The sequence below is a fragment of the Kitasatospora sp. NPDC004723 genome, from assembly GCF_040609255.1.
GTDB lineage: Bacteria > Actinomycetota > Actinomycetes > Streptomycetales > Streptomycetaceae > Kitasatospora.
The window spans coordinates 14,073-38,540 of record NZ_JBEXJT010000001.1 but is presented as its reverse complement, the minus strand read 5'-3'; the positions used below and the strand labels follow the sequence as shown (position 1 = coordinate 38,540).

The following is a 24,468-nucleotide window of genomic DNA, read 5'->3' as shown; positions in this document are numbered from 1 at the left end:
CCGACGTCATGAACGTCATGAACGTCATGGCCGGCAACGGCCAGGACCTCCGCTTCACTGCGGGACGATCACGTCCTGCGTCCCCGGCACCGTGCCGGCCAGCAGCACCGCGTCCACCGGGACGTTGCGCTTCACGACGGCCAGCGCGATCGGCCCGAGCTCGTGGTGGCGCGCCGAGGAGGTGACGATGCCGAGCGCCCGCCCCTCCGGGTCGGAGGCGAGCCGCACCTGCGTCCCGTGCGGGGGCAGCACCTCCTCGGTGCCGTCCAGGTGCAGGAAGACCAGCCGGCGCGGGGGCCGACCCAGGTTGTGCACCCGGGCCACCGTCTCCTGGCCCCGGTAGCAGCCCTTCTGCAGGTGGACGGCGGTGCTCAGCCAGTCCACCTCGTGCGGGATGGTCCGGTGGTCGGTCTCGAAGCCGAGCCGCGGCCGGTGGCCCTCGATCCGCAGCGCCTCGTACGCCCAGACGCCCGCCGCCGGACCGTAGCCCGCGGTCAGCTCCGCCAGCCGGGCGCGGGGCAGGAAGAGGTCCCGCCCGTACGGCAGTTCGCGGACGGCCGCCGCGCCCTCGGCGGAGGCGGTGGAGCCGGCCGGCAGGTGGACCACCGCGTAGTCGGCGGTCGCGTCGGCCACCTCGACCCGGTAGAGGAACTTCATGCTCTCCAGGTAGCCGACCAGCGCCTGCTGGGTGCCCGGCTCGACGTGTGCCCAGATGGTGGTGCCGTCGTCGACCAGGTAGAGGGCGTGCTCGACGTGCCCGTTGGGCGAGAGCACCAGCGCCTCGGTGGCCTGCTGCGGCGGCAGCGCGCTGACGTGCTGGGTGACCAGCAGGTGCAGCCAGCTCAGCCGGTCCGCGCCGGTCACGGTGATCACGCCGCGGTGCGAGAGGTCCACGAAACCGCTGCCCTGGGAGAGGTTCCGTTGTTCACGGAAGAGGTCGCCGTAGTGGGCGGCGACGCCCTCGTCGGTTCCCTCGGCGGGGACGGCTCCGGACAGCGCAAGCAGCGGGCTCTTCAGACCGGTCATACCGGCTAGCTTACGACCGCTCCGCGGCGGGCCCGGCGGCGCAGTCGGCGCAGCGGCCGAAGATGGCGAAATGCTTGAGGTCGGTGTCGAAGCCGTGCTGGGCGCGGAGGCTGTCGATCAGCGGCTGGGCGATCTCGGTGCCGGTCTCGGTGACCTTCTCGCAGTCCCGGCAGACCAGGTGCAGATGGTGGTGGCGGCCGGCCAGGTGGTAGGTCGGGGCGCCGTGGCCGAGGTGGGCGTGCGAGACCAGGCCCAGCTCCTCCAACAGCTCCAGGGTCCGGTAGACGGTGGAGATGTTGACGCCGCTGGCGGTCTGCCGGACGTGGCAGAGGATGTCGTCCGGGGTGGCGTGGTCGAGCGCGTCGACCGCCTCCAGCACGAGCTGGCGCTGCGGGGTGAGCCGGTACCCGCGCTCGCGCAGGTCGGCCTTCCAGTCGCCGGAGAGCTGCCAGTCGGTGGTGCCGGTGTCCGCCACGGTCCTGTCCCTGCCAAACGTCGGGGGTCCTGAACCAAGTGTAGGGACCGGCCGGGGGCCGGTCCCTACCCGTGCGCGCCCCTGCGGGCGGCCGTGCCTGCTCGAAGGGCTACTTGAAGAAGGCGATGCCGTCGTCCGGCAGGTCGTTGATGTCCTTGATCAGCTGGGCCGGCGAGAGCACCTTCCGCAGCTGGGCCGACATGTACGGGCGCAGCGGGACGTTCGGGGCGGCCTTCTCACCCACCCAGAGCAGCTCCTCGTTGACGAAGCCGTAGAGCCGCTTGCCGCCCGAGTACTCCGGCGAGCCCTCGATCCGGGCCACCGCGTCGGTGGAGACGTCGATCTGCGGCTTGCCGTCGGCCAGCTCGCCGTACCAGATCTCCACCGTGCCGTCGTCACGGACGGACGAGATCTCGACCCCGCGGGCGCCGCTGGTGCCGTGCTGGTTGCTGGTGATGCGCCAGAAGGCGTGCTCGTTCTCCAGCGGACGGACCTTCTCGCCCTCGCTGTTCAGCACCCAGGTGCGGGAACGGAACTCCAGGAAGGGCCGTCCGTCGTGGCGGATGACGATCTCCTGGCCGAAGTTGCACTTCTCGGTGCCGGGGAAGTCATAGACGCCCGCGCCCTCCCAGGTGCCGAGGAGGAAGGCGAGCGGGACGACGTCCTTGTGGAGGTCAGAGGGGATCTCGATCATGTTCCTGGTCGCTGTCGTCGGTGCGGGAGTACTTCAACCGTACGGCAGCGGGGTCAGCGCTGGCCCTGGTAGAGCTTCATCACGGAGAAGATGGCGAACCAGGTGATCAGCACGGCCATGAGGGCCAGCAGACCGTCGAAGAAGATTTCCAGACCGGACACGGGTGGCTCCCATTGCGGCGACAGTGTGGTGGATTTTGCTGCCGCTCACTCTATCCGGCGGGTGGGGGAGGGTCTCGGTGAGCCCCACCACGTCGGCGATCTAGGGTGTCGACATGTCTTCGAAGAAGCTCGTCATCAAGGTCACCGCGGGGGCCGACGCCCCCGAGCGGTGCTCGCAGGCGTTCACGGTGGCGGCGGTCGCCGTCGCCAGTGGCGTCGAGGTGTCGCTCTGGCTGACCGGGGAGTCGTCCTGGTTCGCCCTGCCCGGGCGGGCGGCGGAGTTCGAGCTGCCGCACGCGGCGCCGCTGCCGGACCTGCTGGAGTCGGTGCTGGCCGGGGGCACGCTCACGCTGTGCACCCAGTGCGCGGCGCGGCGCGGGATCGAGGAGAAGGACCTCATCGAGGGTGCCCGGATCGCGGGCGCGCAGGTCTTCGTCAGCGAGATCATGGCCGACGGCGTGCAGGCGCTCGTCTACTAGGCCCTAAGGGCTGTCCTCGTGGTCGGGGCGGTCCCGGTCGTGGCCGGGCTCGTCCCACTTCGGGTCCTCCCAGCGCGGGTCGTCCCACCAGTCGTCCTCGGGGTCGCGCCGGTTGGCGAACACCGCCGCCGCCGGCGGGATGACCATCGCGACCACGCACAGGGCCACGGCCGCCGGGACGGAGACGAACCGGACCGCTCCCCAGGCCAGCACGAAGAGGCCCAGGCAGACGGCCATCATGACGTAGTAGTAGCGGCGCCGCCGACGGGACTGCACGCTTCCACGGTATGCCCGAGGGCCCCCGCTCGGCAGGGGCCCTCGGTACTGCTGTTCCGGCGTCGCCGGTCAGACGGCGATGGCGACCTCGGTCAGGTTGCCCTGGGAGGCGACCACCTGGCGGTCCACGGTCTGGCCCGGGATGAGCGCGCGCAGGGTCCACTTGCCCGGGCGGGCGAAGAACCGGAACTGGCCGGTCGCCGAGGTGGGGACCTCGGCCGTGAACTCGTTGTTCTCGTCGAGCAGTCGGACGTAGCCGTTGACCGGCTCGCCGTCGCGGGTCACCGAACCCTGGATGATCGTCTCGTTCGCCACGTCAACTCCTGCCAGGTCCGGGCCGCCGGCCTTCGCACCGCACATTGTCTTGTTTCCCTTCTGCCTTACGGGTGGAGCCGGTGGCTCAGTTGCCGAGCTCGATCGGCACGCCGACGAGGCTGCCGTACTCGGTCCACGAGCCGTCGTAGTTCTTCACGTTCTCCTGGCCGAGCAGCTCGTGCAGGACGAACCAGGTGAGCGCGGAGCGCTCGCCGATGCGGCAGTAGGCGATGGTGTCCGTCGCCAGGTCGACGCCCTCGGCCTCGTACAGGGCCTTGAGCTCGTCGTCGCTCTTGAAGGTGCCGTCGTCGTTGGCGTTCTTGGCCCACGGGATGTTGCGCGCGGTCGGCACGTGGCCGGGGCGCTGCGACTGCTCCTGCGGGAGGTGGGCCGGGGCGAGCAGCTTGCCGGAGAACTCGTCGGGCGAGCGGACGTCGACCAGGTTGAGGTTCCCGATGGCGGCGATCACGTCGTCGCGGAAGGCGCGGATCGAGGAGTCGGCGGCCTGCGCCGTGTACGCGGTCGCGGCGCGCTGCGGCACCTCGGCGACCAGGTCGCGGGAGTCCAGCTCCCACTTCTTGCGGCCGCCGTCGAGCAGGCGGACGTCGCCGTGGCCGTACAGCTTGAAGTACCAGTAGGCGTAGGAGGCGAACCAGTTGTTGTTGCCGCCGTAGAGGACGACGGTGTCGTCGTTGGCGATGCCCTTGGCGCTGAGCAGCGCCTCGAAGCCGGCCTGGTCGATGAAGTCGCGGCGGACCGGGTCCTGGAGGTCGTCCTTCCAGTCGATCCGGACCGCGTTGCGGATGTGGTTCTTGTCGTACGCGGAGGTGTCCTCGTCGACCTCGACGATCACGACCTTCGGGTCGTCCAGGTGGGCCTGGACCCAGTCGGCGTCGACCAGGACGTCGCTGCGGCTCATGGTGATGTTCTCCATCCGGGGGCGGTTGGCGGAAGGTGCTCGCTGCTTCGGGGTGCTGCTGCTCAGCGGTGGTGCGGGTCGCCCGTCGGCCATCGGTCCGAATTCCTGTCCGAATAATGGGACAGGAGCCGGTATGTGGCGCGACCGGGCGGTGTGTGGCGGAGTACGGCGGGAACGCCCGGCCAGAGGGGCCGGCTGCGGTCACCGGAAGAAATCGGCGGCGGGGGCAACTGCCCTGCCTGGACGCCGAGTTAAGGCATTCGACACAGACAGGCGGCCACGCGGCACAGGTCTACCGCCCGCCGCTTGGTGAGGTCCGTCTGTCGCTTCATGCGAACGATGCTAGGGACACCCGACGCCCGCTGTCACCAGCGTATCGAATGGCGAGACCAGATGGCTCGCATCGTGGGATTTGACCATTTCATGGGCGTCGGGAACCGGCCGGGGCCCGGGCCGTGGGCGCCCGGAGGGGGGCCAGGAGGCGGGAACGACACCGCTCCGCGGCCGACGCTGGACAGCGCGTCTCGCGGAGCGGAACGACGGAACGGTCGGCGGGGAGGTGTTCGGGTCAGCCGATGAGCTTGATGCCCTTGCCGTCGAAGCCCAGCCGGAGGCCGTCCTCCTGCGGCGTGACCGAGGACAGGTTCAGCCCGGCGGGCAGCGTGGAGAGGGTGAAGCTGATCGGGGCGAGGGTCTGGTCGGACACCCCGGCCAGCAGCGAGGCCATCGAACTCAGCTTGAACCCGTCCACCGTCACGGTGTCGCCCTTGCTGTGCACCGCGGCGTCGCCGATCGGGAACGGCCCCAGCGAGGCCTTGACCTTGCCCGGACCGCCGTAGGAGAGGCTCAGCCGGGTGCCGGCGCCCAGCGAGAGCCGGCCCGCGTTCGGCACCAGCTCCGAGGCCGGCGGCAGCAGACCGGACAGGTCCGCGTAGGTGATCAGCGCGGAGCCGGTTCCGCTGTCCACGGTGGCGCTGCTCATGTTGCCGCTCACCTCGACACCGGAGAGCTCGGCCCGGAACGCGTGCAGGGACACCTTGTCCTTGCCCTCGCCGACGGTCAGCGCGTCCGAGGAGATCCGCACGTCGTCCAGCTTCTTCGAGACGACCTGGGTGAGGAACGGGAAGCCCTCGATCGAGACGTCCGGCTTCCGGCTCATCCGGCCGCTCTTCAGGATCTGGTCGGCCGCCTCGTCCTCGGCGACGCCGACGGCGATCCGGTCGGCGCCCACCAGCACGCCGGAGAGCACCACCACGCCGATCGTCGCCTTCAGCCAGCCGCGCATCGCTCTCCCCCGTCGTCGCCGGTCGCTGTCGTCCGTCGTTGTCGTTCGTGGTTCGTGGTTCGTGGTTCGTGGTGCTCATCGCGGCCGGCCGCGCGGATCGGGCCGTTCCGGTGCGGCCGCTCCCGCACGACCGTACGACGTCCCGCCCCGGAGCATGGTTCCGGGACGGGACGTCGCGGCGGTCAGCCGAGCAGCGCGGTGGCGATCCAGACCAGCGGTGCGGACACCGCCAGCGGCAGGGCCACGCCTGCCGTCATGTGCACGAACCTGGACGGGAAGTCGTACGCGGCCACCCGGCGTCCGATCAGCGCACCGAGACCGGCCGCCACGCCCAGGAACGGCGGCGCGCCGACCACGAAGCCCAGACCGACCGCCGCGGCCAGGCCCAGCAGCGGGCCCAGCCAGCGCGGTCCCGGCAGCGGCGCAGCCGCCAGCAGGGTCGCCAGCGCGACCGCGCCGACCGCCGCCGGCACCCAGTCCGCCAGCAGCAGCGCGGTGCAGAGCACCGTCACCACGGTGGCGGAGCCGAGCACGGTGAGCGCGTAGAAGCGCTCCTTCGGATCGGCCGGCCGGAACGTCTGCAGTACCAGGACCAGCAGGAAGAACCCGCCGAGCGTGCCCACCACCGCGGCCGTGCCGCCGTCCGCGTCGGCCAGCAGCACCGAGACGTCGGCCACCACACCGGACAGCGCGGCCAGCGCGATGCCCTGGCGGGCCGGCCACATGCCGTTCAGCCGGAACCAGCCGGCCGCCGTCAGGCCCTGGAGCAGGACGAGCACCAGGGCGAGCGGCACCTGGCCGAGCGCCGCGCCGCCGGCCAGCAGGGCGGCGGCGCCGGCGGTGATCAGGGCCGGCTGGAGGCCCGGGTCGTGGATCGGCGAACCGCTCCGCACGGGCGCGGCCGGGGCCGCCGCCTGAACCGGGGACGGCTGGGCGACGGGGGCCACGGGGGTCACGGGCGGGAACGGCGGCGTGCCCAGGGACGGCGCCGGGCCGGGGAACGGCGCGGCGGGACCGGCGGGCGCGGCGTGCGCGTTCTGCGCCGCCCGGGCGGCCCGTGCGGCGCGGGCCGCGGCCGGGTCGGTCAGCACGGGGGCCGGGGGCTCCGGGCGCTTGAGCGTCATGGTCGGCTGGTCCAGGCCCTGTCCGTGGTCCGGGGACTGGACCGGCGGGTAGGCCTGGGCCTGGGCTTGCGCCGGCGCGGGCGTGGGTGCCGGGGGATCCGTCCGACGGTGCGACCGGCCACGCCGCGGCCCGGTGTAGGGCCGCGCCGGCCCCTGGACCGCATCCGGGGCCGGAGCCTGGGCCGGGGCGTGGGCCGGGGCGTGGGCCGGGGCGTGTGCCTGGGCCTGGGCCGGCGGCATCGGGCCCGACGCCGACACGGGCGGGAGCAGCGCGGTGGGAGCGTCGTCCAGCGGCGGCACGGGCGGCAGCAGCGTGGTCGCCGCGGCGTCCTCCAGCGGCGGCACCGGCGGGAGCAGCGTCGTCGCGGCGTCGTCCGTACCCGGTCCGGCGCCGTACGGCGGCTGCCCGTACGCCTGCCCGCCGTACGGCGCCTGGCCCGCGCCGGGGGCGTACGGCTGCGCCGCGTGCCCCTGCTGCGCATAGGGATCCGGCGCGTACGCCTGCTGCGGGGCGTACGGATACGGCGGCTGCCCGGGCTGGTAGCCCTGCGGCGGCTGCTGAGGCTGCTGCTGCGGCTGGTACGGCGACTGCGGCTGCTGGGCCTGCTGGGGCTGGGCCTGCTGGGGCTGCCCCTCGGGGGTTCCGTTCATCCCGGTCATGCCGCTCACCCGCCCGCGAACGGGGGGAGGACCTCGATCGTCCCGCCCTCGGTGAGCGCCACGGTCGCGCGGTCACGGCCGCCCACCGGCGAGCCGTCCACCAGGTAGGAGCAGTGACCGAGCAGCCGGACCAGCTTCGGCCGGTCCGCGTGCCGCTCCTCGGCCCGCGCCAGCGCCTCGGCCAGGGTCGCCGCCAGGTACGGCTCCTCGGCCAGCCCGGCCTCCGACTTCGCCGCCGCCCAGTAGCGGATCGTCCCGCTCACCCGAACGGCGGCCGCCGGGTCGTGCCCGGTGGTCGCGCCCATGGCAACCCCTTCTCGTCGTCCTCGCCCGGGCCCGGGTGTCCCGGCCGGGTCCACCACCGGTGCGCCCGCGCCTCGCCCGAAAGGTGTACGCGCGCGGTGCCGCCGATGTGTCCCCCATGATGTCGTGTTCGCCCGCGCGAGCGGCAATCGCCCTGGCCCGGCGCCCGGCGGCGCCGTCGCGAAGCTGTGGCCGGGCTCACCCGGGGCGCGCCCGAAAAGGCCGGACCGCCGGATTCGAGCCCTCCCGGCGCGGCGGGCCGGTCGGCTATCCTCGATCCGTGAGGGATCCGGGCAGAGTCGCCCCCGGATCCTTTTGTGCTTTCAGGACGCCAGTACGGACGTCCGTGCGAATCGTCGGCCCACCCCCGGCGTGCCGCAGGGACCGCCCCGCCACACACGGCACAACGAGGTGCCGGGACGAGGCCGGGGCGTCGGACAACCCCGGCTCCGGGCCGCCGCCCGGGACGGGCCAGGACCGGAAGGTTCGCGGATGAGCAGGGCAGAAACGGTGCACCGGGGGTCACAGGACCCCTTGGGCGTGCGCCGTCCGGCCGCGCGCGCCGCCGGATCCCCCGCGTCCCCCCTGGCCTCCGTCTCCTCCCCCTCATCAGCACCTGCGCCATCCGGCCGTGGCGGCGACCGGAACGCGACCGCGACGACCCGGAAAGGGGACTACCGGGTATGAGTTCTCTACTCCTCCTCACCAACGCGCTGCAGCCCTCCGCGGAGGTCCTGCCCGCGCTCGGCCTGCTGCTGCACAACGTCCGGGTGGCCCCCGCCGAGGGCGCCGCCCTGGTCGACACGCCCAGCGCCGACGTCATCCTGGTGGACGGCAGGCGTGACCTGCCGCAGATCCGCAGCCTCTGCCAGCTGCTGCGCTCCACCGGCATCGGCTGCCCGCTGATCCTGGTGGTCACCGAGGGCGGCCTGGCCGCCGTCACCGCCGAATGGGGCATCGACGACGTCCTGCTCGACACCGCCGGCCCCGCCGAGGTCGAGGCTCGGCTGCGGCTCGCCCTCGGCCGGCTCCAGGTGTCCACCGACGACAGCCCGATGGAGATCCGCAACGGCGACCTCTCGGTCGACGAGGCCACCTACTCGGCCAAGCTCAAGGGCCGGGTGCTCGACCTCACCTTCAAGGAGTTCGAGCTGCTCAAGTACCTCGCCCAGCACCCCGGCCGGGTCTTCACCCGGGCACAGCTGCTGCAGGAGGTCTGGGGCTACGACTACTTCGGCGGCACCCGGACGGTCGACGTGCACGTCCGTCGGCTGCGCGCCAAGCTCGGCGTCGAGCACGAGGGCCTGATCGGCACCGTGCGCAACGTCGGCTACCGCTTCGTCGTCCCCGACAAGGGGGACAAGGGCGAGCGGGCCGAGCGGGCCGAGCGGAACGATCCGCCGGCCCGGCGCTCCCCGGCCGCCCTGGAGGCCTGACCGGCCGGCCGGACGGGGCCGCGCCGCCCCGCCCCGCCCGGCCTGTCCGGGTTCGTCCCGACCCGTCCGGGGTGCCCCGCGCGCCACGCCCGCCCGACGCGGGTCCCCCGCTGCCCGGCCGCATGCCACACGCGTAGACTCCCCCCGTGGCCAAAGTGACGCGCGACGACGTAGCCCGACTGGCTGGTACCTCGACCGCGGTCGTCAGCTACGTGATCAACAACGGACCGCGCCCGGTCGCGCCCGCCACCCGGGAGAAGGTGCTCGCCGCGATCGAGCAGCTCGGCTACCGGCCGAACAGCGTCGCGCAGGCGATGGCCTCCCGCCGCACCAACCTGATCGGCATGGTCGTCCCGGACGCCCGCCAGCCGTTCTTCGCCGAGATGGCGCACGCCGTCGAACGGGCCGCCTCCGAACGCGGCAAGCTCGTCCTGATCGGCAACTCCGACTACGTCGACGACCGCGAGGTCCACTACGTCCGCGCCTTCCTCGGCATGCGGGTCTCCGGCCTGATCCTGGTCAGCCAGGGCCCCTCGCAGCGGGCCGCCGAGGAGTTCGCCGCCATGGAGGGCGCCAAGGTGGTGCTGCTGCACCGCCGGCCCGAGGCGATCGACGACGTCGCGGTGGTCACCGACGACGTGGCCGGCGCCGAGACGGTCGTCCGCCACCTGCTGGAGGTGCACGGGCACCCGTACGTGGCCTGCTTCGGCGGCCCGGTGGAGTCCCCCGCGCCCGGCGACCCGGTCATCGACCACGTCGAGGGCTGGCAGCGCGCCATGGACGCGCACGGCCTGCCCACCGAACCGCACCTGATCGACGCGCCGTTCCACCGCTACGGCGCCTTCGACGTCGCGCTCGACCTGCTGCGCTCCGGGAACCGCCCGCCAGCGATCTTCTGCTCCACCGACGACCAGGCCATCGGCGTGCTGCGGGCCGCCCGCGAACTGGGCCTGCGGGTGCCGGAGGACCTCGCGGTGGCCGGGTTCGACGACGTGCCGGAGGCCGCGCTCGCCGACCCGCCGCTGACCACCGTCGCCTCCGACCGCGACGCGATGGCCCGGGCCGCGGTGGACCTGGTGCTGGACGACTCGCTGATGGTGCCCGGCTCGGACACCGAACGGGTCCGCACCTTCCCGTCGCGCCTGGTCGTACGGCGTTCCTGCGGCTGCTCGCCGGACGGCGCCGACTCGTAGCCTGACCAGGCTTTATGAGAAGTCAACGGGCTTCTCGGGGCGTTCTGAGCGGACTCTCATCGGATTCTCATCCACCGGGCGGACGTTGGTCGCCATGAGCGATCACCAGCAGTGGCAGCACCGCACCGACGGCGAGCAGTACGACGGCCCGTACGGGTACCCGCAGCCCCGGATCATCCCGGGCACCGTCCTCGACAGCACCACGCAGGACCGCACCGCGCAGGACCACGCCGGGTACGACGGCACCGGGTTCGACACCGCCGCCCACCCCGCCGCCGGCACCCCGCCCCCTCCCCCGGCCCCGCCGGTCCCGCCCGAGGCGGGCACGGCACCCACTCCCGGCGGCCCCGGCCACCGCGCCCGGCGCGGCCTGCTGCGCGGCCGGCTCGCCCTGGTCACCGCCGTCGCCGCGATCGCCGCCGTCCTCGGCGGCGTCACCGGCGGCCTCGTCGCCGCCCGGGACCACGACTCCACCGCCCGCACCGGCACCATCGCCAGCCCGGTCGCCGCCCGCTCCGACGGCAGCGCCGACGTCGCCGCCGTCGCGGCTGCCGTCTCCCCCAGCGTCGTCCAGATCACCGTGAAGACCGCGAACGGCACCGCCACCGGCACCGGCGTGGTGCTCACGGCGGACGGGCAGATCCTCACCAACTACCACGTGGTCTCCGGCGCGGCCGGCGGCGGCCAGATCACCGTCACCTTCCACGACGGCTCCACCGCCCGGGCCGCGCTCACCGGCACCGACAAGGGCCTGGACGCCGCCGTGATCACCGCCGGCGGCTCCCACAAGCTCACCCCCGCCGTCCTCGGCGACTCCTCCGCCGTCGCGGTCGGCGACCCCGTCGTCGCCATCGGCAACCCCGAGGGCCTCACCGGCACCGTCACCTCCGGCATCATCAGCGCCGAGCACCGCGAGGTCACCGTCCAGCTCGACGAGGGCACCACCGGCGGCAACGGCGGCTTCGGCCTCCCCAACCTGCCCGGACTGCGCGGCACCGCCCCGCAGAGCGGCGGCGAGACCGCCACCTACCAGGCCTTCCAGACCGACGCCGCGCTCAACCCCGGCAACTCCGGCGGCCCGCTCATCAACGCGAGCGGGCAGGTCATCGCCGTCAACTCGGCCATGTACTCGCCGAGCGGGTCCAGCGCCACGGCCGGCGGCAGCGGAGCCGGCAGCGTCGGCCTCGGCTTCGCCATCCCGATCGACGACATCAAGCAGGTGCTGCCGAAGCTGCAGTCCGGCCAGAACATCTGACCACGTCCGACAATTGACCCGAGCAGGCCCTCCCGCCACCAGAAAGGGCAACCGCCGATGACCCCGTCCGCCGACGACCGCACCCCCGCCGAGCCCGGGCACCAGACCAGCGCCCGGCTCCTCGTGGTCGACGACGAACCCGCACTCCGGGACGCCCTGGAGAGCAGCCTCGCCTTCGAGGGCTACGAGGTCGCCACCGCCACCGACGGCTACGAGGCGCTGGAGTCCGTCGAACGCGAACGGCCGGACCTCGTCCTGCTCGACATCATGATGCCCAGGATGGACGGCCTCACCGCCGTCCGCCGGATGCGCTCGCGCGGCGACACCGTCCCGGTGCTGATGCTCACCGCCCGGGACGCCGTCGGCGACCGGGTCACCGGCCTCGACGTCGGCGCCGACGACTACCTCGCCAAGCCCTTCGAACTCGACGAGCTGCTCGCTCGGGTGCGCGCCCTGCTGCGGCGCAACGCGCTCGCCACCGAGGCCGCCGCCCGGGCGGCCGCCGTCGAGGAGGAGACCGACGTCCTCGCCTTCGCGGACCTGCGGATGAACACCGCCACCCGCGAGGTCACCCGGGCCGGCCGCCCTGTCGAACTGACCCGCACCGAGTTCATGCTGCTGGAGATGTTCCTCGCCCACCCCCGCCAGGTGCTCACCCGCGAGCAGATCCTCAAGGCGGTCTGGGGCTTCGACTTCGAGCCCTCGTCCAACTCGCTGGACGTGTACGTGATGTACCTGCGCCGCAAGACCGAGCAGGGCGGCCTGCCCCGGCTCGTCCAGACCGTCCGCGGAGTCGGCTACGCGCTCCGCCCCGCCGCCGGCACCACCGCGTGAACCCCACCGTCCCGCCGCCCCCGCTCACCCCGCCCCGCATCCCGCGCCGCGGCCGCCTCACCACCTGGTACCGCGCCCGCTCGCTGCGCACCCGCCTCACCTTCCTCACGGCGGCGGCGGTGGCGGTGGCGATCGCGCTCTCGGCGCTGGCGTGCTGGTTCATCGTGGAGAAGCAGCTCTACGGCCAGGTCCGCAATGACCTGCTCGATGCCCAGGGGCCTCCCAAGCTCGACCTCGACCTCTCCTGCCCTCGTACGCCAGAGGCCGCTCTGGAACAGCTCATGTCCGCGCAACGGGCCGGTACGCTGCCGGAACTGCCCGGTGGCCCCGCTGCCCGTGACACCCAGTTCTTCTGGACCGATCTGAAGTGCGTTTCCCTGCCGAGGGGGTCGTCCAAGGCGATCGTGATCCAGCCCGGCGACACCGGCGCCCTCGATCTCCGTCCCAATGAATCGATCATCCGCGACGGCCACTACACCAACGGGGACCCCGCCATGGTTCGGATCTTCGCGAACCGCGGCCCGGGTCACCCGCCGGTCCTGGTGATGATCGCCACCCCGACCAAGGGCGTCGAGGAGTCCCTGAACCAGCTCGCCTTCATCCTCGGCGGCGTCGCCCTCGGCGGCATCATCCTCGCCGGTGTCGCCGGCCGGCTCGTCGCCCGCTCCGCGCTCAAGCCCGTCGACCAGCTGACCGACGCCGTCGAGCACATCGCCCGCACCGAGGAGGTCGGCACCACCATCCCCGTGCAGGGCGAGGACGAGATCGCCCGGCTCTCCACCTCGTTCAACTCCATGAGCACCGCGCTCGCCAACTCCCGCGAACGGCAGACCCGCCTGATCGCCGACGCCGGACATGAGCTGCGCACCCCGCTCACCTCCCTGCGCACCAACGTCGACCTGCTGATCCGCAGCGACGACACCGGCCGTCCGCTCCCGCCCGCCACCCGCACCAAGCTGCTCGGCAACATGAAGGCCCAGATGCAGGAGCTCACCGTCCTGATCGGCGACCTGCTCCAGCTGTCCCGCCCGGACTCCCCCAAACCGGTCCGCACGCTCGCCGTGGTCGCCCTGCACGAGATCGCCGAACGGGCCGTGGAACGCGCCAAGCTGCGCGGTCCGGGGCTGGTCTTCGAGACGGCCACCGCGCCCTGGTACGTGCACGCCGACGCGGCCGCCCTGGAGCGCGCGGTGATCAACCTGCTGGACAACGCGGTGAAGTACAGCCCGCCCGGCGGCACCGTCGAGGTCCGGCTCGACGCGGGCGTGCTGACCGTCCGCGACCACGGGCCCGGCATCCCCCCGGACGAGCTCCCGTACGTCTTCGACCGCTTCTGGCGCTCCCCCTCCTCGCGCCAGCTCCCGGGCTCGGGCCTCGGGCTGTCGATCGTGGCGCAGAGCGTCCGGGAGGCCGGCGGCGAGGTGTCGCTCGGCCCGGCCCGGGACGGCGGCCCGGGCACCCTCGCCACCGTCCGCCTGCCCGGCGGCCCCGCCCCCGCATAGCCGGAAGGGGCGGGGCGCCCCGACAGCGCCCCGCCCCTGGTCGGCTCACGGCCGGCGACCCTCGGCTCAGCCGGTGGTGCCGCCCGCGGTGATGATCTTGATCCGGTCCTGCGCCGGGGCCTTCAGCGGCGCGGCGGCCGAGCTGTTGGCACCCAGGTAGGCGGCGAAGACGTCCAGGTCGGAGGCGCCGACGAGCTTGTCGGTGCCGGCCGCGAAGGCCGGGAAGCCGTCGCCGCCGCCGGCCAGGAACTCGTTGGCCGCGACCCGGTACTTGGCGGCCGGGTCGACCGGCGCGCCGTTGAGGCGGATCGAGTCGACGACGATCCGGTCCGCGCCCTTGTTGCGCATGTCCAGCGTGTAGCTGAGCGACTTGGACGGCTGGAGGATCTTCGGCGAGGCCTCGTTGGAGCCGCTGACCTGCTGCTGCAGCAGCTGGATCAGCTGGGCACCGGTCAGCGTCTTGACCTGCATCATGTTGGTGAACGGCTGGACGGTGAACGCCTCGCCGTAGGTCACCACGCCGTCGCCCTCGGCGCCGCTCGCCTTGTAGACGAGGTCGGCGCGGATGCCGCCGGGGTTCATGAAGGCGACCTGCGCGCCGCCCTTGTCGGCGGGCGCGAGGCCGACCTGCTGGGCGTCGGCGATGACGTCGCCGAGCGGCTTCTCCAGGTCGCTGTTGCCACGGCCGTTGATGTCCGAGGCGATGTAGCCGATCGGGCGGTTGGCGATCGGCGCGGCCAGCTTCGAGTAGTGGTCGATCAGCTGGGTCAGGTCCGGGGCCTTCTCGACCGTCCGGCGCACGATGTGGTTCTCCGCCTTGACCGACGGGCGCACGATGGTGCCGCTGGCCTTGTCGAGCTTCAGGTCGATCTCGGTGTACAGCCGGCCGAAGGAGGCGGCGCTGGTCACCGAGCGCGGCACGCCCTGCGGGTCCGGGATGGTGCAGGCGTACGCGTTGTGGGTGTGGCCGGTGACGATGGCGCCGACCGCCGGGTCGATCTTCTTGGCGATGTCGACGATCGGGCCGGAGATGCCCTGGCCGGCCGCGCCGCAGTCGTAGTTGTAGGTGCTGCTGGCCGGCAGGCCGCCCTCGTGGATCAGCGCGACGATCGAGTTGACGCCCTTGGCCTTCAGCTCGGCCGCGTACTTGTTGATCGTGTCGACCTCGCCCGCGAACTTCAGGCCCTTGACGCCCTCGGCGGTGACGATGTTCGGCGTGCCCTCCAGGGTGACGCCGATGAAGCCGATCTTGACGCCCTGGGACTTGGTCACCCAGTACGGGGCCAGCACCGGCTTGCCGGTCTTCTCGCTGGTGACGTTGGCCGACAGGTAGTTGAAGTTGGCGCCCGCGAACTTGCGCCCCTCCTCGTAGCAGCCGTCGGTCGGGTGGCAGCCGCCGTTCTGCAGGCGCAGCAGCTCGGCCGAGCCCTCGTCGAACTCGTGGTTGCCGACCGAGGAGACGTCCAGGCCGAGCTTGTCCAGCGCCTCGATGGTGGGCTCGTCGTGGAAGAGCGCCGAGGTCAGCGGCGAGGCGCCGACCAGGTCGCCGGCGGCGACGGTGATCGAGTCGTCGGCGGGGATGCGGGCCTGGCGCAGCGCGGTGGCGAGGTACTCGACGCCGCCGGCCGGGGTGCTGACCGGCTGGCCGGTGGCCGGATCGATCTCGCGGATGGTCCCGGACGAACCGGCCGGGGGCTCCAGATTGCCGTGCAGGTCGTTGATGGCCAGCAACTGGAGGTTGACGGTCTTGGGCTTGGCGGTCGCGGCCTGGGCCGCGGACGGCATGGCCACCGTGCCGACGAGGCCGGCCGCGGCGACGACGGCCAGCGCCGACCGTCGAGTTCTGACGGAGAGCATGTAGGGGGTCCCCTGCACCTGTGAGAGCGCCCAGCTGTGGACAGGCCCGGGCGCGCGAGACGAGTGTCGTTGCGCGAGTGCAGCCTAGAGTCAACGCGCGTAGCTGTCAGGCCCCCGGACGTAACGACAGGGTTACCTGCTGACGAATCGTCGTCGGACTTTCTCCGCCGGGCCGGGCCTCAGACGCCCGGCTCGGCTGCCAACTGCCGGTCGGCCCGCACCCGTTCGGCCACCGCGTCCTCGGTCATCGCGCGGTCGGTGTAGACCAGCGGGCGTTCCGCATCGGTGATGATGTGCTTCACCACCTGGACGTTGCCGTTGACGTCCCAGACCGCGATGCCCGGCGAGAGCGTGGGGATGATCTCCACCGCCCAGCGCGGCAGGCCGAGCACCCGCCCGGTGGCGCGCGCCTCCTCGGCCTTCTGCATGTAGATGGTCCGGGTGGAGGCCATCTTGAGGATCGCCGAAGCCTCCTTGGCCGCCGCCCCGTCCACCACGTCCGACAGGTGGTGCACCACGGCGACGAAGGACAGGCCCAGCCGGCGGCCGAACTTCAGCAGCCGCTGGAACAGCTGTGCCACGAAGGGGCTGTTGATGATGTGCCAGGCCTCCTCGACCAGGAAGATCCGCTTCTTGCGGTCCGGCCTGATCCAGGTGTGCTCCAGCCAGACCCCGACGATCGCCATCAGGATCGGCATCGCGATCGAGTTGCGGTCGATGTGCGAGAGGTCGAAGACGATCAGCGGCGCGTCCAGGTCGATGCCGTCCGTGGTCGACCCGTCGAACATGCCCCGCAGGTCGCCGTCGACCAGCCGGTCCAGCACCAGCGCGACGTCCAGGCCCCAGGACTGCACGTCCTTCACCGCCACGCCCAACGACTCCACCGAGGACAGCTCGGGGTTGCGCAGGGTGTCGATGATGTCGTTCAGCACCGGCTGCCGGTCCCGGACCGTCGCCACCACGTGCGCGTGCGCGGCCTTCAGCGCGAAGCCCGCCCGCTCCTCCAGCCCGCGCCCCATCGCCACCTCGATGATGGTGCGCAGCAGCGACAGCTGCCCCGTCTGGGTGATCGCCGGGTCCAGCGGGTTCAGCTTCACCCCGCCGTCCCGGGCCGCCATCGGGTCCAGCCGGATCGACTTTATGCCCAGCGCATTGGCGATCAGGTTCCACTCGCCGACCCCGTCCTCGCCCTGCGCGTCCAGCACCACCACCTGCCGGTCCCGGAAGCGCAGTTGGCGCAGCACATAGGTCTTCTCCAGCGCCGACTTGCCGTTGCCGGACTCCCCCAGCACCAGCCAGTGCGGGGCCGGCAGCTGCTGGCCGTACAGCTGGAACGGGTCGTAGACGTACCCCTTCCCGCTGTACACCTCCCGTCCGATGATCACCCCGGAGTCGCCCAGCCCCGGCGCGGCGGTCGGCAGGTAGACCGCCTGCGCCTGGCCGGTGGAGGTGCGCACCGGCAGCCGGGTGGTCTCCACCTTGCCGAACATCAGGGTGGTGAACGCGTCGGTGAGGTTGCCGATCGCCATACGGGGGCCTCCAGATCAGTCGCTCGGCCGGTGCCCGCTCAGCGGCGGATACCGGTGGCGAACGGCAGGGTGTTGACGAACGCGCGGTGGTGCTCGCGGTCGCACCACTCCAGCTTCAGGTAGCTCTTGCCCGCCGACGCCCGGATCGTCCGCTTGTCCCGGGCCAGCGCGTCGGGGTTGCGCGAGGAGACCGTGATGTAACCGACCAGGTTGACGCCGGCCGCGCCGGACGCCAGGTCGTCACCGCGCTGGTCCACCCGGCCGGTGTGGGCCAGGTCGCGCGGGTCGATCGTCCGGTTCATCTTGGCGGCCCGGCTGGCCTCCGCCTCGTCGTTGGTCTTCTCGGTGAGCATCCGCTCGATCGCGACGTCCGTGGGCTCCAGATCCATCGTCACCGCCACCGTCCGGATCACGTCCGGGGTGTGCACCAGCAGCGGCGCCAGGAAGTTGACGCCGACCGGGGTCAGCGGCCACTCCTTGATCCACGCGGTGGCGTGGCACCACGGCTCCCGGGTCGCCGACTCGCGGGTCTTCGCCTCCAGGTACTGCGGGTGGGTCGCGTCCAGCTCGGCCGGCCAGGCGTTCCGCTTGGACATCGCCTGGATGTGGTCGATCGGGTGGTCCGGGTCGTACATCGAGTGCAGCAGCGAGGAGAGCCGGGCCTGGCCCAGCGGCTGCCGCACCCGGATGTCCGCCTCCGCCAGCCGCGCGCAGATGTCGGTCAGCTCGCGCGCCATCACCGCGGCCAGCCCCTCGTCGTCCCGGGCCCGCCGCCCGGTCGCGGTGCGGCCCATCGCGTGCGCCTCGGCCGCGAGGTCCCGGGTGTAGTGCATGCACGCCACCAGGTACGCCCGGTGCTGCTCCGACGAGGTCGACACCATCGACTGCAGCTGGTCGTACGAGTCCATCAGCCAGCGCGGCGCGCCCGGATCGCCGCGCCGCTCTACGTCCTTGGCGTGCGCGTCCGGGTCGGCCGGCAGGGTGCGGGCCAGGATCTGCAGCCGGGTCACGAAGCCGTCCCCGTTCGCGACGTGCTTCAGCAGCGTCCCGAACCGGTCGACCAGCGCCTCCTGGTCCTCCGAGTCGCGCAGCCCGACACCCGGACCCTCGATCTCGATCGCCGCCGTCACCGTGCGCCGCTCCAGGTGCATCAGCACCCCGACCTCGTCCGGCCCGAACGGCGCCGACAGCCAGCGCAGCCGCCCCACCCCGGGCGGCGGCCCGATCTCCACCTCACGGCCGTCCAACCGCGTCCCGGCGTCCATCGCGTCCGACTTCCACACCGCCCGGCCGCTGCGGACCGTCCGGCGGTAGGTGCGGTTGATCTCCACCCACTTGTAGAACGTCCGGCGCCGGTACGGCACGTACACCGCCGCGATCGCCAGCACGGGCAGGCCCACCAGCCCGGCGATGCGCAACGGCAGGATCGGCATCATCAGGCCCCAGACCATGCCGAGGAAGGCCCCGAAGATGATCAGCACGATCTCCCCGGACTCCCGGTTCCGGCCGATCGGGGCGTTCGGGCGGGCCTTGCCGATCAGGTAGGTACGGCGCTGGTGCACGTACGGCTGGGCGTACTGGGCGCCGTACTGGCCGAGTGGTTCGCTGCTCACTTACCCGTCACCCTCCCTTCGCTGGATTGCTGTCGCGGACCGCACCCGAGGACTGGGCCGGCGGCCCGGCCTGCGCCGGCGGCGCGGGCGTGCGCGCCGCGTGGGCGGCGATGCCCGGGGCGACCGAACCGCCGCCCGCGCCCGAACCGCCCCCGCCGCCACCCGCCTGCGGGCCGCGGTCGCCGTGCGTGCTGATGCCCTGTCGCATGAAGTTCGCGGTCCCGTTGATCATCGCCGATCCGGCAGACACCGCACTCGCCCGGGCCCGGCGCATGTTCATCATCTCGTCCCCGAAGCCCGGCACGAACCGGTACACGGAGGCGCTCGCGAAGATCGACAGGAACAGGATCGCCAGCCCCGACAGCACCCGCGCGAAGTCGTCGCTCGCGCCCGCCCCGGCCGACACCGCACCGGCCAGCCCGAGGATGATCACGATGATCGGCTTCGCCAGGTCCACCGCCACCATCACCCCCGCCCAGCGGCGCACGTGCTTCCACAACTGCTTGTCCACCAGTCCCGCGTACACCGCCGTCCCCAACAGCGCGCCCACGTACAGCATCGCCGCCCGGATCAGCAGCTCGATCCAGAGCACCGCCGCCGCCAGCACCGCCACCAGCGAGGTGATGATCAGGATCAGCGGCCCGCCGCCGATGTCACCCTTCTCCAGGGTGTCCGCGAACCCGCCCAGGTACGTCCCGGTGTCCGACTTCGTCCCCACCGCGATCGCCTTGGTCAGCCCGTCGGTCGCGCTCACCACCGTGTACAGGATCAACGGCGTGAACGCCGACGCGATCACCGTCAGCCACAGGAACCCGATCGCCTCCGAGATCGCCGTCGCCAACGGCGCCCCGCGCACCGCCCGCTTGGTCACCGCGAGCAGCCAGAGCACCAGCGTGATGATCGTCGACGCGGCGAACACCACCGCGTACTGCTGCAGGAACGACGCATTGGTGAAGTCCACCTCCGTCGTCCCGTCGATCGACCCCGACAGCTTCCGCACCACCCACGCCGCCGCCTGCGCACACCCCTTCGCCAACGACCCCAACGGATCCGTCACCGACCCCACCGTCCCACTCCCGGGGATGACCACGGCGCCGTTCGGGGCACAGCCCGCGTCGCTGCCGGGAATCGGGAGGTCCACCTTCTGGCAGGTCGCCGTCGGGGACGGGGACGGGGAGGCGGACGGCGAGCCCGTCGGGGACGGCTCGGCGAAGACCCGCTGGGCCGCGAGGAGCGCGCCGAGCTGGAGGGTCGCCAACGCGCCCGCCAGCGTCCCGGCGCGGCGGACGGCGGTCCGCGCGGCGCCCCCGGCCGCGGTGCCGCGGCGTGGGCCGCGGCGGGCCGCCGGCGGGGCGACGGTCATCTCAACGGGCATAGCGGAAACCCCCGAACTGCTGGACGGCGCCGGTGATCTCCTCGGCGGTGGCGGCCTGTTCATCTCCCGGCATGGGGGCGGGCCCCTGCCGGCTCGTGTAGTCCGTGAGCTTCCAGTCGCTGCCCGTCCAGCGCAGGGAGAGGGTGAGCGTGAACCAGCTCGTCACCACCGGCAGCATGGAGCGCTCGCCGGCGAGGCCGGTCAGGCCGGTGCACCAGACCTCGGCCTTGGTCTCCGCATCGGTGTAGCCGACTGACTTGGTACCCACCGGAATGGTGCGGCTGACGAAGGTGAGGCCCTTGGGCGCCCGGCCCTGGGCGTCCAGGCCGTAGCGGGCCACCGTGTCGCCGCCGAACCCCTGGTCCAGGCGGGACTGGAGGGTCGGGGCGGTGGCCGGGTCGGCGATGGTGGTGATGATGGTGTGGCGGGTGTCGGTGCGGAACATGTCGGCGGAGCCGATGGCCACCGCGTAGTTGGCGGCGGCGGACTGGGCGCCCTGGTCGGTGTGCGGGAAGCCGGAGGCGATGCCGTTGGCGGTGGTGGTGACGGGCTGTTCGCCGCTGGAGGCCGCGGTGGCGGCGGCCCGGTCGGCGGAGCGGCCGGTGTTGCCGGTGCCGGGGTCGGGCTTGCCCCGGTTGGCCACCGAGATCGCCAGCACGAGCAGGGCGACGACGAGGAGCGCGGTCAGCAGGGTGCGCAGCGGTCGCGCCTGAAGGGCGCCCGGCTGGGAGGAGGGCTGTTCGCCGACCGGCAGCCGCGTACGGGTGTGCGGCTGGTCGTCGGACAACGGCACGGCGGCCCTCCTGGTGCGGGGAGCCGGCTGGCGGCTCCGGGGGCCCCTCCGGCCGTGGGCGGGCGCGGAGGGAAGGGGTGATGGATGGATTCCCGGCGGGGCTCCGAGCATTCACGGATGCCCGGACAGACGTACAGACGGTCGGACGATCGGACAGGCCGGTCGGCGCCGCAGGCGCCGCCGTCACGTCACGACGGCCCGAAGGATCCGAAGAGTCCGAACCGCCGCTTCCGTCCCGACTGTCCGATCTGCCTGTTCGTCAGATCGCCATGCCGTACACAATGGTGAACAGAGTGCCGAGTGATCCAATGATGAACACGCCGGTCAGCCCCGCGATGATCAGCCCCTTGCCCTGTTCGGCGCCGAAGCTGTCGCGCATCGCGGTGGCGCCGATCCGCTGCTTGGCCGCGCCCCAGACGGCGAGGCCCAGGCAGGCCAGGATGGCCACGGCCATGACGACCTCGACCATCACCCGGGCCTCCGACCCGAGGCTCGCGAACGGGCCCCAGTCCGGGGCGATCCCGCCGATGATGGTGTCGATATTCGGCTTCTTTGGAGGGTCCTCGGCCAGGTGGCCGATCGCGATGCTCTGCACGCTGCTCTGGTTCATTTCCATCTCACCGCCCGATCAGGCAAATTCAAGGGCCCAGACCCCGCCCGCGCGAAGGGTCGGTACCTATTCTTGGCCAGATCTGATGTCGACTTGGCTACTTCTCGCGGATTGGTCGTGAGGCATCGGACACGTACGCGAGGATGTCCACCGTACGAAGGATAGCGCTCACTCTTTGTATCTCTGATGATTGCGGTGAGCAACGCCTTCCGGGACACTTCGACTGACGATTCGTCGGGATGGTGCTGATGGTACTCCGGAAAGGCGGTACGGCCGCCGCTGCTGCGGGAGTTGTCCTCGCCGGCTTCGTCGGCCTGGTGACGCTCGGGACGTATGCGGCGAGCGGGACGCCACAGCAGCAGGGCAATGCCGCCGGGCTCTCCCCGGGGACCGTTCCGGCCGCCTTCCAGGCGCAGATCGAACAGTGGGGCCGGCTCTGCCCCGATCTCTCCCCCCCGTTGCTCGCGGCGCAGTTGTACCAGGAAAGCGGTTTCGACCCGCGGGCCCGTTCCGGTGTGGGTGCGGAGGGCCTGGCGCAGTTCATGCCGGGCACCTGGGCGTCGTACGGCACGGACGGCAACAACGACGGCCGGCGGGACCCCTGGGACCCGCTGGACGCCATCGCCTCGGCGGCCACCTTCGACTGCGCGCTCGCCCGGGACGTCTCCAAGGTCCCGGGTGACCGTCAGTCCAACATGCTGGCCGCCTACAACGCCGGGCCGGGCGCGGTGACGAAGTACCAGGGAGTGCCGCCGTACCGGGAGACCCAGGGGTACGTGCGGAACATCCTGGCGACGGCCCGCAGCTTCGCCGCCCCGGTCACCCCGTCCGCCCCGGTGGAGGTCTCGGCGCAGTCGGCGGGCGCCATCTACTTCGCGCAGACCAAGCTCGGCACCCCGTACCTGTGGGGCGGCGACGGAAAAGCGTGGCAGAACGGAAGGTTCGACTGCTCCGGGCTCACCAAGGCCGCGTTCGAGAGCGTGGGCATCACCCTGCCCCGCGTGGCCAACGACCAGTGGTACGCCGGTCCGCACCCCTCGCGCGACCAGCTGCGCCCGGGGGACCTGGTGTTCTGGGCGACCGATCTGACCGATCCGCGGAGCATCCACCACGTCGGCATCTACGTGGGCGGCGGGTACATGATCAACGCTCCGCACACCAACGCGGTGATCCGCTACGACAAGATCGACACCCGGGAGTACATCGGCGCCACCCGGGTCACCTCGGACGGCGCTCAGGCCCTGCCGGACCGCAACGACGACGGCGGGGTGATCGCTCCCAGCCGCCCCGGCGACCCGGCCCAGACGCCGGCCCAGGCACCGGCCCAGACACCCACGCCGGCCCCGCCCGCCCCGGCCGCGCAGCCGACGGCCCCGGCCGTACCGCCCGGCCGGTCCGGTGCCGCCGCGGCCGCCGGGGCACCCGGCGCCGGGGCGGCAGGTTCAGGTCAACTCCCGCCAAAGAACTGAACCCCGCCCACCCGCCGGGTGTGCGCGCGGTGTGGACGCTGAGTCAAGTTTCCATAACTGCGTGTTTCCGTGGAACGCTGTATGCCAGTGATGACGTTGTGTCCGGTGGCCGACCGTCAACCGCCGCGCACCAGGCGGCGGCAGGTGGGCCACGGTGCGAACGACCAGGTGCAGCGGACCCAGAAGGAGGTGCGGCGTGTCGACGCCGCTTGCCGACACGACCAACCCCGACCTCGGGCTGCTCTACGCCGTCAACGGCCTGGCCAGACACGCCCCGGCCGCTCTGGACCACCTGGTCTCCTGGGTCGGCGAGTACGGCATCCTGATCGGCCTGGCCCTGCTGGGCCTGGTGGGCTGGCTGCGGGCCCGGCGGCGCCCGGACGCCCCGGTGGCGGTCGCCGGGCTGCTCTGGGCCCCGCTGGCGGTCGCCATCGCCGAGCTGGCCAACCTGCCGATCTCGGCGATCGTGGACCGCCCCCGGCCCTTCGTGGACCACCCCGGGCTGGAGGTGCTGGTCGAGGGCAAGGCCGGCACCTACTCCTTCGTCAGCGACCACTCCACGATGTCGATGGGCATCGCGGTGGCGCTGTTCCTGGTCAACCGGCGGCTCGGCTGGATCGCCGGCGGCCTGGCCCTGCTGCAGGGCTTCTGCCGGATGTACATGGGCGTCCACTACCCGACCGACGTGATCGGCGGCTTCGCGCTCGCCACCGCGGTGGTGCTGCTGCTGGCGCCGATCGCGATGGCCGTGCTCGTGCCGCTCTGCCACGCGATCGCGCGCACGCCGCTGGCCCCGCTGATCCGCGCCGGACGGGGCGCCGAGCGGGGTCCGGGCCGGCCGGGCCGGCGTGGCGGCGGGACTCGGGGCACCGTCCGTGCCGAGGAGCAGTCGCGGGAGTCCGACCTCGCCGCCTGAGACGACCGCCCAGGACGACTGCCCGGGACGGTCCCCGGGACGGCCTACCCCGGGACCGCCCCGCTGTCGGCGAGGTGGGCGTCCGCCTCGCGCCGGGAGAGGTCGCGCGAGCGCCGGGCCGGCGAGAACCAGCCGCAACTGCAGGTCGCTAAGGAGAAGGAGCCGCGTTCGCTGATCGCGACGCAGTGCTCGGGCGTCGGGGTGGTGCCGGGTACCGCCGGCAGCTCACTGTGCACGTGGTTCACGGTAACGCGCCGGGGCTCCGGTGCGCGACGCCTGTGACACGCGGGACATCGCGTAACCCCTCGCGCCCCAACTCGTTTGCCCGGCAAGAGCTCTGCCCACCCGCGACGGTGGCCGGCGGGGCAG

25 protein-coding genes are annotated in these 24,468 nt (G+C 72.4%); 8 read left to right on the top strand and 17 right to left on the bottom strand.

The features are described 5' to 3' along the window. Window positions 1-54: 54 nt before the first annotated feature. The 3 genes from ABZW10_RS00200 to ABZW10_RS00190 form a co-directional block, all read right to left on the bottom strand. The gene (locus ABZW10_RS00200; RefSeq protein ID WP_355358854.1) at window positions 55-1,017 is read right to left on the bottom strand and encodes a folate-binding protein; all 963 of its coding nucleotides are present in this window, start codon (window positions 1,015-1,017) and stop codon (window positions 55-57) included. Window positions 1,018-1,036: 19 nt separating this feature from the next. Continuing rightward, a complete protein-coding gene (locus ABZW10_RS00195; protein ID WP_355357416.1) occupies window positions 1,037-1,501 on the bottom strand; it encodes a Fur family transcriptional regulator in 465 nt (154 codons plus the stop codon). Window positions 1,502-1,610: 109 nt separating this feature from the next. Continuing rightward, window positions 1,611-2,195 (bottom strand): FABP family protein, encoded by a 585-nt coding sequence (locus ABZW10_RS00190; RefSeq protein ID WP_355357413.1) that lies wholly within the window; start codon window positions 2,193-2,195, stop codon window positions 1,611-1,613. Between the two features lie 274 nt (window positions 2,196-2,469). Here ABZW10_RS00190 and ABZW10_RS00185 point away from each other — a divergent pair, with 274 nt between their 5' ends. Then, window positions 2,470-2,835: a DsrE family protein gene (locus tag ABZW10_RS00185; protein ID WP_355357410.1), complete on the top strand. Its 366-nt coding sequence runs from the start codon at window positions 2,470-2,472 to the stop codon at window positions 2,833-2,835. A 3-nt stretch (window positions 2,836-2,838) separates the two neighbouring features. On the opposite strand, the gene ABZW10_RS00180 is transcribed toward ABZW10_RS00185, so the two are convergent. The 7 genes from ABZW10_RS00180 to ABZW10_RS00150 form a co-directional block, all read right to left on the bottom strand. Next, complete coding sequence (locus ABZW10_RS00180) at window positions 2,839-3,111, bottom strand: DUF3099 domain-containing protein (RefSeq protein ID WP_355357407.1); 273 nt, start codon at window positions 3,109-3,111, stop codon at window positions 2,839-2,841. Window positions 3,112-3,180: 69 nt separating this feature from the next. Beyond that, complete coding sequence (locus ABZW10_RS00175; protein ID WP_344343425.1) at window positions 3,181-3,471, bottom strand: DUF1416 domain-containing protein; 291 nt, start codon at window positions 3,469-3,471, stop codon at window positions 3,181-3,183. A gap of 40 nt (window positions 3,472-3,511) precedes the next feature. Continuing rightward, window positions 3,512-4,345 carry a sulfurtransferase gene (locus ABZW10_RS00170; RefSeq protein ID WP_355358851.1) on the bottom strand — a complete coding sequence of 278 codons (834 nt, stop codon included), beginning with the start codon at window positions 4,343-4,345 and terminating at the stop codon, window positions 3,512-3,514. Between the two features lie 251 nt (window positions 4,346-4,596). Further along, a complete protein-coding gene (locus ABZW10_RS00165; RefSeq protein WP_355358848.1) occupies window positions 4,597-4,677 on the bottom strand; it encodes an Ms5788A family Cys-rich leader peptide in 81 nt (26 codons plus the stop codon). Window positions 4,678-4,913: 236 nt separating this feature from the next. Beyond that, window positions 4,914-5,630 (bottom strand): DUF2993 domain-containing protein, encoded by a 717-nt coding sequence (locus ABZW10_RS00160; RefSeq protein ID WP_355357403.1) that lies wholly within the window; start codon window positions 5,628-5,630, stop codon window positions 4,914-4,916. 182 nt (window positions 5,631-5,812) lie between these two features. Beyond that, entirely contained in the window at window positions 5,813-7,414 is a 1,602-nt protein-coding gene (locus ABZW10_RS00155; RefSeq protein WP_355357400.1) for a hypothetical protein, read from the bottom strand. Window positions 7,415-7,419: 5 nt separating this feature from the next. Then, window positions 7,420-7,719: a MoaD/ThiS family protein gene (locus ABZW10_RS00150; protein ID WP_355357397.1), complete on the bottom strand. Its 300-nt coding sequence runs from the start codon at window positions 7,717-7,719 to the stop codon at window positions 7,420-7,422. A gap of 681 nt (window positions 7,720-8,400) precedes the next feature. Here ABZW10_RS00150 and ABZW10_RS00145 point away from each other — a divergent pair. From ABZW10_RS00145 to ABZW10_RS00125, 5 genes are all read left to right on the top strand, one after another. Beyond that, entirely contained in the window at window positions 8,401-9,153 is a 753-nt protein-coding gene (locus ABZW10_RS00145) for a response regulator transcription factor (protein WP_355357394.1), read from the top strand. 146 nt (window positions 9,154-9,299) lie between these two features. Next, entirely contained in the window at window positions 9,300-10,346 is a 1,047-nt protein-coding gene (locus ABZW10_RS00140; RefSeq protein ID WP_355357391.1) for a LacI family DNA-binding transcriptional regulator, read from the top strand. A 94-nt stretch (window positions 10,347-10,440) separates the two neighbouring features. Beyond that, window positions 10,441-11,601, top strand: a complete 1,161-nt coding sequence (locus ABZW10_RS00135; protein ID WP_355357388.1) for a trypsin-like peptidase domain-containing protein — start codon at window positions 10,441-10,443, stop codon at window positions 11,599-11,601. Between the two features lie 57 nt (window positions 11,602-11,658). Continuing rightward, window positions 11,659-12,435 (top strand): response regulator transcription factor, encoded by a 777-nt coding sequence (locus ABZW10_RS00130; protein WP_355357385.1) that lies wholly within the window; start codon window positions 11,659-11,661, stop codon window positions 12,433-12,435. Continuing rightward, complete coding sequence (locus ABZW10_RS00125; RefSeq protein ID WP_355357382.1) at window positions 12,432-13,937, top strand: HAMP domain-containing sensor histidine kinase; 1,506 nt, start codon at window positions 12,432-12,434, stop codon at window positions 13,935-13,937. Before ABZW10_RS00130 ends, ABZW10_RS00125 begins: the two co-directional genes overlap by 4 nt. 66 nt (window positions 13,938-14,003) lie before the next feature. Here ABZW10_RS00125 and ABZW10_RS00120 read toward each other — a convergent pair whose 3' ends face one another. The 6 genes from ABZW10_RS00120 to ABZW10_RS00095 all read right to left on the bottom strand — a co-directional run bounded on the left by ABZW10_RS00120 (window position 14,004) and on the right by ABZW10_RS00095 (window position 21,714). Beyond that, entirely contained in the window at window positions 14,004-15,794 is a 1,791-nt protein-coding gene (locus ABZW10_RS00120; protein ID WP_355357379.1) for a bifunctional metallophosphatase/5'-nucleotidase, read from the bottom strand. Window positions 15,795-15,973: 179 nt separating this feature from the next. Next, window positions 15,974-17,323, bottom strand: coding sequence for an ATP-binding protein (locus tag ABZW10_RS00115; RefSeq protein WP_355357376.1), 1,350 nt, complete (start codon window positions 17,321-17,323; stop codon window positions 15,974-15,976). Window positions 17,324-17,361: 38 nt separating this feature from the next. Further along, on the bottom strand, window positions 17,362-18,936 hold the full coding sequence (locus tag ABZW10_RS00110) for an SCO6880 family protein (RefSeq protein WP_355357373.1): 1,575 nt from the start codon (window positions 18,934-18,936) through the stop codon (window positions 17,362-17,364). 7 nt (window positions 18,937-18,943) lie between these two features. Next, a complete protein-coding gene (locus ABZW10_RS00105; protein ID WP_355357370.1) occupies window positions 18,944-20,299 on the bottom strand; it encodes a hypothetical protein in 1,356 nt (451 codons plus the stop codon). Window position 20,300: 1 nt separating this feature from the next. Continuing rightward, a complete protein-coding gene (locus tag ABZW10_RS00100) occupies window positions 20,301-21,104 on the bottom strand; it encodes a hypothetical protein (RefSeq protein ID WP_355357367.1) in 804 nt (267 codons plus the stop codon). A gap of 259 nt (window positions 21,105-21,363) precedes the next feature. Beyond that, a complete protein-coding gene (locus ABZW10_RS00095; RefSeq protein WP_355357364.1) occupies window positions 21,364-21,714 on the bottom strand; it encodes a hypothetical protein in 351 nt (116 codons plus the stop codon). Between the two features lie 248 nt (window positions 21,715-21,962). Here ABZW10_RS00095 and ABZW10_RS00090 point away from each other — a divergent pair, with 248 nt between their 5' ends. Beyond that, complete coding sequence (locus ABZW10_RS00090; RefSeq protein ID WP_355358845.1) at window positions 21,963-23,183, top strand: bifunctional lytic transglycosylase/C40 family peptidase; 1,221 nt, start codon at window positions 21,963-21,965, stop codon at window positions 23,181-23,183. Between the two features lie 196 nt (window positions 23,184-23,379). Continuing rightward, the gene (locus ABZW10_RS00085) at window positions 23,380-24,099 is read left to right on the top strand and encodes a phosphatase PAP2 family protein (protein ID WP_355357361.1); all 720 of its coding nucleotides are present in this window, start codon (window positions 23,380-23,382) and stop codon (window positions 24,097-24,099) included. Window positions 24,100-24,143: 44 nt separating this feature from the next. Here the strand turns inward: ABZW10_RS00085 and ABZW10_RS00080 are convergent, their stop codons facing one another. Next, window positions 24,144-24,335, bottom strand: a complete 192-nt coding sequence (locus ABZW10_RS00080; RefSeq protein ID WP_355357358.1) for a hypothetical protein — start codon at window positions 24,333-24,335, stop codon at window positions 24,144-24,146. Window positions 24,336-24,468: the final 133 nt, after the last annotated feature.